This window comes from Streptomyces sp. PA03-1a (assembly GCF_033792805.1).
GTDB lineage: Bacteria > Actinomycetota > Actinomycetes > Streptomycetales > Streptomycetaceae > Actinacidiphila.
Genome location: NZ_JARAVO010000294.1, coordinates 1 through 10,384 on the forward strand (window position 1 = coordinate 1; position 10,384 = coordinate 10,384).

The 10,384-nt window shown below is 72.5% G+C and carries 12 protein-coding genes; 11 read left to right on the plus strand and 1 reads right to left on the minus strand.

Annotation, left to right across the window (positions count from 1 at the left end; all coding sequences use genetic code 11):
* Positions 1-390, minus strand: a 390-nt coding sequence (locus PV341_RS40090) for a LacI family DNA-binding transcriptional regulator (protein ID WP_500360366.1), incomplete at its 3' end; no start/stop codon positions are given.
* Between the two features lie 49 nt (positions 391-439).
* On the opposite strand from PV341_RS40090, the gene PV341_RS40095 reads away from it, so the two are divergent.
* The 11 genes from PV341_RS40095 to PV341_RS40145 all read left to right on the plus strand — a co-directional run bounded on the left by PV341_RS40095 (position 440) and on the right by PV341_RS40145 (position 9,983).
* Positions 440-1,687 (plus strand): MFS transporter, encoded by a 1,248-nt coding sequence (locus PV341_RS40095; protein WP_500330665.1) that lies wholly within the window; start codon positions 440-442, stop codon positions 1,685-1,687.
* 9 nt (positions 1,688-1,696) lie between these two features.
* Positions 1,697-3,058, plus strand: a complete 1,362-nt coding sequence (pafA, locus tag PV341_RS40100) for a Pup--protein ligase (RefSeq protein ID WP_499510930.1) — start codon at positions 1,697-1,699, stop codon at positions 3,056-3,058.
* Between the two features lie 100 nt (positions 3,059-3,158).
* On the plus strand, positions 3,159-4,157 hold the full coding sequence (locus PV341_RS40105) for an FKBP-type peptidyl-prolyl cis-trans isomerase (RefSeq protein ID WP_500360367.1): 999 nt from the start codon (positions 3,159-3,161) through the stop codon (positions 4,155-4,157).
* A gap of 39 nt (positions 4,158-4,196) precedes the next feature.
* On the plus strand, positions 4,197-4,568 hold the full coding sequence (locus PV341_RS40110) for an FKBP-type peptidyl-prolyl cis-trans isomerase (protein ID WP_499510929.1): 372 nt from the start codon (positions 4,197-4,199) through the stop codon (positions 4,566-4,568).
* A 180-nt stretch (positions 4,569-4,748) separates the two neighbouring features.
* On the plus strand, positions 4,749-5,720 hold the full coding sequence (locus tag PV341_RS40115) for a helix-turn-helix transcriptional regulator (RefSeq protein ID WP_499510928.1): 972 nt from the start codon (positions 4,749-4,751) through the stop codon (positions 5,718-5,720).
* Between the two features lie 18 nt (positions 5,721-5,738).
* On the plus strand, positions 5,739-6,686 hold the full coding sequence (locus tag PV341_RS40120) for a helix-turn-helix transcriptional regulator (RefSeq protein WP_499510927.1): 948 nt from the start codon (positions 5,739-5,741) through the stop codon (positions 6,684-6,686).
* Positions 6,687-6,699: 13 nt separating this feature from the next.
* Positions 6,700-6,978: a hypothetical protein gene (locus tag PV341_RS40125; RefSeq protein WP_500330660.1), complete on the plus strand. Its 279-nt coding sequence runs from the start codon at positions 6,700-6,702 to the stop codon at positions 6,976-6,978.
* Positions 6,979-6,997: 19 nt separating this feature from the next.
* A complete protein-coding gene (locus PV341_RS40130; RefSeq protein ID WP_500330659.1) occupies positions 6,998-7,198 on the plus strand; it encodes a hypothetical protein in 201 nt (66 codons plus the stop codon).
* 256 nt (positions 7,199-7,454) lie between these two features.
* Positions 7,455-7,745 carry a Sec-independent protein translocase subunit TatA gene (gene tatA, locus PV341_RS40135; RefSeq protein ID WP_500330657.1) on the plus strand — a complete coding sequence of 97 codons (291 nt, stop codon included), beginning with the start codon at positions 7,455-7,457 and terminating at the stop codon, positions 7,743-7,745.
* A 112-nt stretch (positions 7,746-7,857) separates the two neighbouring features.
* Positions 7,858-8,745, plus strand: coding sequence for a twin-arginine translocase subunit TatC (gene tatC, locus PV341_RS40140; RefSeq protein WP_500330655.1), 888 nt, complete (start codon positions 7,858-7,860; stop codon positions 8,743-8,745).
* Between the two features lie 344 nt (positions 8,746-9,089).
* Complete coding sequence (locus tag PV341_RS40145; RefSeq protein ID WP_500330653.1) at positions 9,090-9,983, plus strand: diacylglycerol kinase; 894 nt, start codon at positions 9,090-9,092, stop codon at positions 9,981-9,983.
* Positions 9,984-10,384 lie beyond the last annotated feature (401 nt).

Genomic DNA, 10,384 nt, shown 5'->3' on the forward strand with positions numbered 1-10,384 from the left:
TTCGGGGGAGGGGTAGAGGACGACGCCGAAGCCGTGGTCGTCGGCGACGCGGGCGGCGCCGGTGTAGACGCGGGCGAAGTACTCGTTGGTGAGGGTGGGCACGACCAGGAGCGCGGTGCGGGTGCGGCCGAGGCGGAGGTTGCGGGCGGCGAGGTTGGGCCGGTAGCCGAGGTCGCGGGCGGCGGTGCGGACGGTGTCGGCGGTGCGTTCGGAGACCCGGCCGCGCCATTTGTCGCCGAGGACGAGGGAGACGGTGGCCTGGGAGACGCCGGCGGCGCGTGCGACGTCACGTGAGGTCGGGCGCGCTGTGTCGGTCACCGTGGGGGCCTCTTTCGGCTGGGTGGGCGAGTGGCGGCGGGGTGTGCGGCTGGACCGGTGGACTGGGCTCATGGTACGTATGACCCACGACGTTATACGTACAACTAGCGAAGGGGCGGGCATGGGGACCGGTTACGCGGACCTGCTGCGGGCCCGGCACGCGGTCCGGCTGCTGACCGGCACCCTGGTCGGCCGGCTGCCGAACGCGACGGCGGCCCTGGGCATCGTGCTGCTGACCCGTGCGCAGGGCGGCGACTTCGCCCTGGCGGGGGCGCTGTCGGCCGTCTACGGCCTCGCCAACGCCGTGGGGCAACCTTTGCTGGGGCGGGCGGTGGACCGCCTGGGGCAGCCGAGGGTGATGTTCCCGGCGGCGGTGGTCTCGGCCGTGGGCATGGCCGTCTTCGCGCTCTCCGGGCCCCGGCCGCTGCCGCTGGCGTACGCCGCGATGCTGGTCGCGGGCTTCTTCACCCCGCCCCTGGAGGGCGGGCTGCGGGCGCTGTGGCCGGGCGTGCTCAAGCGCGAGGACCGGATCCACGCGGCCTACGCGCTGGACGCGGCCGCGCAGGAGGTCATGTTCGCGGTCGGCCCGCTGCTGGTGACGCTGCTGGTGGCGGCGTTCTCGGAGACGGCGGCGCTGCTGTGGATCGCGGCGGTCGGTGTGGCGGGGGCGCTGAGCGTGGTCACCGCGCCGCCGTCGCGGGCGTGGCGGACGCAGCCGCGCACCCCGGACTGGCTGGGGCCGCTGCGCGCGCCGGGCCTGCGGGCGCTGGTCGGCTCGTTCTTCTTCGTGGGGCTGGCGCTGGGCTCGATCGCGGTGGCCGCGGTCGCGTACGCCGACGAGCACGGCGGCGGGATGGTCTCCAGCTACGTGCTGTCGGGGATCGGCGCCGGGGCGCTGGCCGGCGGGGTGTTCTACGGGGCGCGGCAATGGGCCGGGGTCCCCGAGCGGCGGCTGCGGCTGCTGATGGCGGGCCTGGCCGTGTGCTACCTGCCGCTGGTGCTGGTGCCGGGCGTCGCGGCGATGTCGGGCCTGGCGGTGCTGGCGGGGCTGTTCCTGGCGCCCTCGCTGGCCTGCGCGTTCGTGGTGGTCGACCGGCACGCCCCGGTGGGCACGGTGACCGAGGCGTTCTCATGGATCGTCACCACGTTCGGGGTGGGTGCGGCGGTCGGCACGGCGGTCGCGGGACCGGCCGCGCAGTACGGCGGGACCGCGGCGGCGTTCGGCGTGGCGGGTGCCGGCGGGGTGGTGGCGCTGGTGGTGCTGCTGGCCAGTGGGCGCTACCTCACGGTTCCAAACCCGGCAAGCGGGACAGAAAAAGATCGAATCGCCGCGGTCGAACCCGGTTTGAGGTCCACGCATCAGGCGTAAGGTCTCATCATGGACCGCCGCATTTTCGGGCTGGAGAACGAGTACGGCGTCACGTGCACGTTCCGGGGACAGCGGCGTCTGTCCCCGGACGAGGTGGCGCGGTACCTCTTCCGCCGTGTCGTGTCATGGGGTCGCAGCAGCAACGTCTTCCTCCGCAACGGCGCCCGTCTCTACCTCGACGTGGGTTCGCACCCGGAGTACGCCACTCCCGAGTGCGACAACGTGACGGAACTGGTCACCCACGACAAGGCGGGGGAGCGCATCCTGGAGGGCCTCCTGGTGGACGCAGAACGGCGCCTGCACGAGGAGGGCATCGCGGGCGACGTCTACCTCTTCAAGAACAACACCGACTCCGCGGGGAACTCCTACGGGTGCCACGAGAACTACCTCGTCGCCCGGCACGGGGAGTTCTCCCGCCTCGCGGACATCCTCATCCCCTTCCTGGTCACCCGGCAGCTGCTGTGCGGCGCGGGCAAGGTGCTGCAGACCCCGCGCGGCGCGGTCTACTGCGTCAGTCAGCGCGCGGAGCACATCTGGGAGGGCGTCAGTTCCGCCACGACCCGCTCCCGGCCCATCATCAACACCCGGGACGAGCCGCACGCGGACGCCGAGCGCTACCGGCGGCTGCACGTCATCGTGGGTGACTCCAACATGTCCGAGACGACCATGCTGCTGAAGGTCGGCGCGACCGACCTGGTGCTGCGCATGATCGAGGCGGGCACCGTGATGCGGGACCTGACGCTGGAGAACCCGATCCGGGCGATCCGCGAGGTGTCGCACGACATAACGGGCCAGCGCAAGGTCCGTCTCGCCTCGGGCCGGGAGGCCTCGGCCCTGGAGATCCAGGAGGAGTACTACTCCAAGGCGGTGGACTTCTGCGACCGGCGCGGCATCCGCAGCGGTGTCATCGAGCAGGTCCTCGAACTGTGGGGCCGGACCCTGGAGTCGATCGGCAGCGGTGACCTGGACAAGATCGGTACCGAGATCGACTGGGTGATGAAGTACCGCCTGATCGAGCGTTACCGGGCGCGGGACAACATCACGATGTCGCACCCGCGCATCGCGCAGATAGACCTCGCGTACCACGACATCCACCGCCGCCGCGGGTTGTACTACCTGCTGGAGAAGCGGGGTCAGGCCAAGCGGATCTGCAACGACCTGAAGATCTTCGAGGCCAAGTCCGTGCCCCCGCAGACGACGCGGGCGCGGCTGCGCGGCGACTTCATCCGCCGTGCCCAGGAGCAGCGGCGCGACTTCACCGTCGACTGGGTGCACCTGAAGCTCAACGACCAGGCGCAGCGCACGGTGCTGTGCAAGGACCCGTTCCGGTCGGTGGACGACCGGGTGGAGAAGCTCATCGCCGGTATGTAGCGGCGGTGGCACAGGCGACGCGGGGCCCCGTACGTGTTCGTACGGGGCCCCGCCCACGCCGTAGAGTGGCGCGCACGCCAGACAACGCAAGATCGACCTGATGGGGATCCCCGTGCGCCGACGCTCTCTTCTCCTCGCCGTCCCTGCCGGCCTGCTCACCCTCGCCGGCTGCGGTGACGACAAGTCCGGCAAGTCCGCGACCAGCGCCACCCCGTCGGGTTCCGCGTCCGCGTCCGCGCCGGTGAAGATCGTGGACGGCCCGCTGCCGGACATCACCGCCGGTACGAAGTTCGGCGAGAAGCCGACGGTCGCCAAGGGCGCGGGCCAGCCGAGCAAGGACCTGGCCGTCAAGACGGTGATCCAGGGCAACGGCACCACCGTCGCCTCGGGTGACTACCTCCAGGCGAACTACCTGGGCCAGATCTGGGACACGGCCAAGGTCTTCGACAACTCCTGGGACCGGGGCGCGCCGGCCATCTTCCCGATCGGCGTCGGGCGGGTCATCCAGGGCTGGGACAAGGCCCTGGTGGGCAAGAAGGTCGGCGACCGGGTCGAGCTGGCGATCCCCCCGGACCTGGGCTACGGCGCGCAGGGGCAGCCGGACGCCGGGATCAAGGGCACCGACACGCTGGTCTTCGTCGTCGACGTGGTGGACACCTTCAACGGCAAGAGCTCCGCCCAGGGCAAGGCCGTCCCGCAGACCGACGCCAAGCTGCCCAAGGTCGGCACCGGCACCGACGGCAAGGCGCCCTCCATCGAGGTCCCCAAGACGGCCGCGCCGGCCAAGCTGGTCGCCAACTACGTGCTGGAGGGCGACGGCGCGGCGGTCAAGCCCACCGACACCCTGCTGCTGCAGTACAAGGGCGTGGTGTGGGACGGCGGCAAGGAGTTCGACTCCAGCTACAAGAACGGCCAGTTGGCCCAGTTCCCGCTGCAGCAGCTGATCAAGGGCTGGCAGGAGGGCCTGGTGGGCAAGAAGGTCGGCAGCCGCGTCATGCTCGTGGTGCCGCCGGACCTGGGCTACGGCGACAAGGCGCAGCCGGGCATCCCGGCCAAGTCCACGCTGGTGTTCAGCCTCGACATCCTCGCGGTGATGTAAGACTAAGCAGGTTGTCCGCACCTCTTTAGGAGCACGTACGTGAGCATCGAGAAGCCCGAGATCGACTTCCCCGGCGGTGAGCCGCCGGCCGAACTGGTGATCAGGGACATCTGGGAGGGCGAGGGCGCCGAGGCGAAGGCGGGTCAGAACGTCACCGTCCACTACGTCGGCGTGGCCTTCAGCACCGGCGAGGAGTTCGACGCCAGCTGGAACCGCAACTCTCCCTTCAGCTTCCCGCTGGGCGGCGGCCGGGTCATCAAGGGCTGGGACCAGGGCGTGCAGGGCATGAAGGTCGGCGGCCGTCGTGAGCTGACCATCCCCGCGCACCTGGCCTACGGCAACCAGAGCCCGAGCCCGCTCATCAAGCCGGGTGAGACGCTGATCTTCGTGGTGGACCTGCTGTCCGTCTGAGCGGCGTCCGGCCCGACCACGGCCCGTAGCCCCCGCCGACCGGCACCGCCGGCCCGGCGGGGGCTCCGTCGTACGGGGGCCGGCAGGGGCGGTCACCGGAACCGGCCTTCGCTTCAGCCACGCGGCCCGGTCGCGATAGGGTCTCGACGGAGAGCTGAACACGGAAGAAGGTTGCTTCGAGTGGCGATTGCCAAGGCCGAGCGGCTGATGAACCTGGCGCTGTGCCTGATGAACACCCGGCGCCCGGTCAGCAAGCGGGAGCTGCGCGCGTCCATCGAGGCGTACCACGAGATCGGCTCCGACGAGGCGTTCAACCGCATGTTCGAGCGCGATAAGGACGACCTGCGTGAGCTCGGCATGGTCATCGAGACGGTGGAGAGCCTGGACGGTGAGATCGGCTACCTCGCCCGCCGTGACCGCAACCGCCTCCCCGAGATCGCCCTGGACGCCGAGGAGGCCGCCGCGCTGAGCCTGGCCGCGAAGGTCTGGCAGCAGGCACGCTTCGCCGAGGCCGCCAGCGGAGCCCTGCAGAAGCTGCGGGCCGCGGGCGTGCCCTTCCACGACGAGGGCGACGACGGCGTGCGGGAGGCGGCCGGGCACAGTGCCCTGGAGCCCCGCATCCCCACCCCCGAGCCGGCGTTCGAGCCGCTGATGGTCGCCACCCGTGAGCGCCGCCCCGTCTCCTTCGACTACCGCAAGGCCAACGCCGTGCGCCCCGAGCCCCGCCAGGTCGAGCCCTGGGCGCTGGAGTGCTGGCGCGGCCACTGGTACCTGGCCGGCTGGGACCGCGACCGGTCCGCCGTGCGCGTCTTCCGGCTCTCCCGGATCACCGGCCGGGTCCGCACCCGCGGCGGCGCCTTCACCACCGAGGTGCCCGACCACGTCGACGTGCGCGCCGCCGTCGCCAGCTGGGCCGGGGAGGGCGCGACCGCGACCGCCAGGATCCGGCTGCGCCGCGACTCCGGGTACCCGCTGCGGGCCCGCGCGGTGGAGATACTGCCGGTCGACGCCGACTGGGACGAGCTGGAGATCCCGTACGGGCACGGACTGGACGCCTGGCTGGTGGAGTTCGGCCCGGACGTGGTCGTACTGGGGCCCGACGAGCTGCGGGCCGACGTCGTGGACCGGCTGCGCGCCGTCGCCAAGGGCTGAGCGGGGGAGTACGGAGAGATGGCCAACGCGATCGACCAGACGCGCCGGATGCTGTCCCTGGTGACGTATCTGCGCGAGCGCCCCGGCGCCCGGGTGAGCGACGTCGCCCGGGCGTTCGGGGTCACCGAGGCCGAGCTGATCGGCGACCTGAACGTGCTGCCGCTGTGCGGCACGAGCTTCAGGGGCGGCGACCTGCTCGACATCGACACCGACGGCGAGCGGATCTGGTGGCACAACGTGGACGACGTCGCGCAGCCGCTGCGGCTGGCCGCCGACGAGGCCGCCGCGCTGCTGGTCGCCGCCCGTGCCGTCGCCAACCTGCCCGGGCTGCGGGAGAGCGACCGGCAGGCCCTGCTGCGCGCCACCGCCAAGATCGAGGGCGCGGCCGGCGAGGCCGCCGGCGCGTCCTCCCGGCTGTCGGTCACCTTCGAGTCCGAGGGCAGCGTCTTCGCCGACGTCGACCGCGCCATCGCCGAACGGCGCCGGCTGTGGATCCGCTACTACTCGCCGTCCCGGGACGAGCTCACCGAGCGCGAGGTCGACCCGATCCGGCTGTTCGCGGTCGGCCACACCTACTTCGAGGGCTGGTGCTACCTGTCGGAGGACCGGCGCACCTTCCGGCTGGACCGGGTCGCCGAGATCCGGCTGCTGGACACGCCCAGCGACCCGCCGCGCGTCGAGCCGCGCGACCTGTCCCAGGGGTTGGTGCAGCCGGCCGGCGACGACCCGGAGGTCGTGATCGAGGTCGGCCCCGGCGGCCGCTGGGTCGCCGAGTACTACCCGCACGACCTCGCCGAGGAACTCCCCGACGGCGGCCTGCGGGTCACCCTGCGCACCCCCGACCCGGGCTCGCTGCGCCGTCTCGCGCTGCGCCTCGGCCGCGACGGGCGGATCGTCTCCCCGGCCGGACTCGCCGGCAGCGCCCGCGACGCGGCCGCCCAGGCCCTCGCGGCCTACGGCGAGTGAGGTGAGCGCCGGCATGGACGACCTCGACACCCTGGACACCCTCGGTACCGTCGGCGAACCCGGCACGACCCCGCCCGGGGTGATCTTCAGGGCCTCCTGCCCGGAGTGCCGGACCAGTTTCGAGCTGTCGGCCGACGCCCTGCGGCTGGCCATCGGCGGCAGCCACCGGACCACCTTCTACTCCTTCACCTGCCCCGACTGCGGCTCCTCCGTCCGCAAGCCGGCGGGCGACCGCATCGTGGAGCTCCTCACCGACGGCGGTGTCCGCACGATGCGGCTGCACATCGGCTGAGCCGCTACGCTCGGCTCCCATGTGGTGGCTCTACCTGTACGTCGGCCTCGCGACCGCCGGCCTGCTCGTGCTCGGTGTCCTCGGCTTGCGTGTGTACGCCGAGGTGCGCGGCCTCGCCCGTCAGGTGGGGCGCAGCAGCGACCGCCTGCGACAGGCCTCCGAGGACCTGCGGCGGGCCGCGGAGCCGCTGGCGCGCGGCGCCGGCGAACTGTCGCGCTGACGACGCCGTCCCGCCGGCCGTGCCCGGACGCCGGGTCGGTGCCGTCCGCGGCACCCTCGTCCTCCCCCCTCCAGGAAGGTACGCTGCTGAAGCGGCCCCGATAGAGCGCGGCGGGGGCGGCAACGGCAAGGACGCCGGGGGATTGCCAGGCGTTTACCCCCGCAGGTTACGATCGCTGGCAGAGCGGACACCGTGTCCACGGACCCGGAGCCCGCTGCTCAAGAACCCATGCCGCCTCGGTGAGAAGGTAAAGCTTATGTTCGGCAGGCTCGGCGCCCCTGAGATCATCCTCATCCTTGTCGTCGTTCTGCTGCTGTTCGGGGCCAAGCGCCTCCCGGACATGGCCCGCGGCCTTGGGAAGTCGATGCGCATCCTGAAGAGCGAGGCGAAGGCGATGAAGTCGGACGACGCGGCCGCCCCGCAGGCGCCGGCCGACGCGCCCGCCGACGCCCAGGCCGCACCGAAGACCATCCAGGCCGCGCCCGGTGACGTCGCCAGCGCCCGCCCGGTCTCCGAGACCCAGCAGCCCAGCCAGACGCAGAGCTGACACGACGACACAGGTACGGGCCGCCGGCGGGGACGCCGGCCACCGCGTGAGATGAGGACCTGGGTTGCTCAAGTCTGCCCGCAGTAAGCCGACGAAGGACCCCGAGGGGCGCATGCCCCTGGTGGAGCACCTGCGTGAGCTGCGCAACCGGCTCGCCAAGAGTGTGCTCGCGATCGTCGTCGTGGCGATCGTGGCCGCCTTCTACAGCCAGCAACTCCTGGAGTTCCTGGCCTCTCCGGTACCCAAGTGCGGCCCCGGGGTCGTCAGCAGCGGCGGCAACTGCGCCATCGTCACGTTCGATTCGCTGACGGCGCCGTTCGCGCTCACGATGCAGGTCTGCTTCATGGCCGGCGTCATCGGCGCCAGCCCGGTCTGGCTGTACCAGCTGTGGGCCTTCATCGCCCCCGGCCTGCACCGCAACGAGCGCAAGTACACGTACATGTTCGTGGGCGCGGCGCTCCCGCTCTTCCTGGGCGGTGCCTTCCTCGCGTACAAAATCATGCCGGTCAGCATCAAGGTGCTGATCAGCTTCACGCCCGAGGGCTCGTCCAACCTCCTGAAGCTCGACGGGGTGCTGGACTTCACCATCCGCATGGTGCTGGTCTTCGGCCTCGCCTTCGAACTGCCGCTGCTCCTGGTCATGCTCAACCTGGTCGGCATGGTCAGCGGCCGCCGCATGGCGGGCTGGTGGCGGGCCGTGGTCATGGGCGTCTTCGTCTTCGGCGCCGTCGCGACGCCGACCACCGACCCGGTCAGCATGATCGCGCTGTCCGGTCCGATCGTCGTCCTCTACTTCGGCGCGGTCGCCTTCAGCCTGGTCAACGACCGGCGTCGGCGCTGGCGCAACCCCGACGCGGAACTCTCCGACGACGAGGCCTCCGAGCTGGACCTCACCCCGGAGTCGATCGACACCGGCGAGCGCGTCACGGCCTCCGTGCCCGAGCAGGCCGGGCCCGTCGAGGACGGACGCCGCTCCGGCGACTTCGACGACGCGACCTGACGCCGTGTGACCCCCGACGGGGCCCCGCCCGGACCAGCCGGGCGGGGCCCCGTCGGCATGGCGCGCAGGAGGCCGTCAGCAGTGGTCGCCCTCGACGCGACGAAGGTCATGGGCCTGTTCCACGCCACCGTGTGGTCCCTGCCGCCGCGCCCACGACGGCGCACCCCTTGTTGTTGAACAGCGCGTTGGCCGTGCCCGCGATGGTCGCCCGGTCTGCGACGCCCCCCCCGATCCTCCCCGCCGGAACACGGCCCTCCGTAGGCCCCGAGGATGATCACGACCCCGCCGGAAGAAGGGGTGCCGGTGATCTCGACGGTTGGACTACCGCACGGTAGGGTCCGCGCGTGACCAGCGAGATCACCCTCATCGCCAACCCCACCGCGGGTCGTGGACGGGGCGCCCGCGCCGCCGGACCGGCCGCGGACGCACTGCGCCGCGCGGGCTTCGGCGTGCGCACCGTCGTCGGCACCGACGCGGCCGACGCCCTGGCGCGGGCCCGCGAGGCCGTCGCGGACGGCACGGACGCGCTGGTCGCGGTCGGCGGCGACGGCATGGTGTCGCTGGCCCTGCAGGCCGTGGCCGGGACCGGCACGCCGCTCGGCGTCGTCGCCGTCGGCACGGGCAACGACTTCGCGCGGGCGACCGGACTGCCGATACGCGAGCCCGCCGCGGCCGGGGAGGCCATCGCGCGGGCGCTGAAGGAGGAGACCGTCCGCGAGATCGACCTCGGCCGCGCCGGCGAACGGTGGTTCGGCACGGTCCTCGCCTCCGGCTTCGACTCCCGGGTCAACGACCGCGGCAACCGGCTGCGCTGGCCCAGCGGGCGGCTGCGCTACGACGTGGCGATGCTGGCGGAACTGGCCGCGCTGCGCCCGATCCCGTACCGGATCACCCTCGACGACGGCGCCGAGACGGAGATCGAGGCGACCCTCGTGGCCGTCGGCAACGGCACCTCGTACGGCGGCGGCATGCGGATCTGCGCCGGAGCCGAACTCGACGACGGGCGCTTCGACGTGTGCGTGGTCGGGCCGTGCAGCCGCAGCACGCTGCTGCGCGTCTTCCCGAGGGTCTACCGCGGCACCCACCTCGGCCACCCCGTGGTGACGGTGCACCGCGCGGCCGCGGTCACCCTCGCCGCCGACGGCATCACCGGCTACGCCGACGGTGAGCCACTGGGCCCCCTGCCCCTGACCGCGCGCACCGTACCGCGGGCGCTGCGCCTGCTGGCGCCGCGGTAGCGCGGTGCCGAGCCGCGGGGGCGAGGTTTGCCGGGCCGCGCCCGGCGGGCACGTCCAGCCGCAGCCGGCCGCCCGGCCCGGCGTGCACCGCTCCGGCGGGCCCGGAAGACCCCGGGCGGCCGCACCCCCGCCACCGGCCGCGCCGACCGGAGTCCCTCACCGCGTCCCCCTGCCCCGGCGCCCATTCGGCGGCGGGGGACCCCGGCCGCCGCCGCACAGGCCGGCGTCCCGTCACCTCACGTACGTCGGCGATCGTGTGCTGGCCGTCCCCGGACGCGGCCACGGCATCCGCCACCCCTGGCGGCCGAAGCGCCGGACGTCCGGGAACGGACAGCACACAATAGCCGACGTACGGTCGGGAAGGGGAAGCCGGCCCGGTCTCTTAAACACATTTCCAGACC

What these genes read in the sequence shown, in the direction of transcription:
- PV341_RS40095 (WP_500330665.1), top strand. Translation starts at nt 440, where the DNA reads ATGGGGACCGGTTACGCGGACCTGCTGCGGGCCCGGCACGCGGTCCGG.
- pafA (WP_499510930.1), top strand. Translation starts at nt 1,697, where the DNA reads ATGGACCGCCGCATTTTCGGGCTGGAGAACGAGTACGGCGTCACGTGC.
- PV341_RS40105 (WP_500360367.1), top strand. Translation starts at nt 3,159, where the DNA reads ATGGGGATCCCCGTGCGCCGACGCTCTCTTCTCCTCGCCGTCCCTGCC.
- PV341_RS40120 (WP_499510927.1), top strand. Translation starts at nt 5,739, where the DNA reads ATGGCCAACGCGATCGACCAGACGCGCCGGATGCTGTCCCTGGTGACG.
- PV341_RS40125 (WP_500330660.1), top strand. Translation starts at nt 6,700, where the DNA reads ATGGACGACCTCGACACCCTGGACACCCTCGGTACCGTCGGCGAACCC.
- PV341_RS40130 (WP_500330659.1), top strand. Translation starts at nt 6,998, where the DNA reads ATGTGGTGGCTCTACCTGTACGTCGGCCTCGCGACCGCCGGCCTGCTC.
- tatA (WP_500330657.1), top strand. Translation starts at nt 7,455, where the DNA reads ATGTTCGGCAGGCTCGGCGCCCCTGAGATCATCCTCATCCTTGTCGTC.
- tatC (WP_500330655.1), top strand. Translation starts at nt 7,858, where the DNA reads ATGCCCCTGGTGGAGCACCTGCGTGAGCTGCGCAACCGGCTCGCCAAG.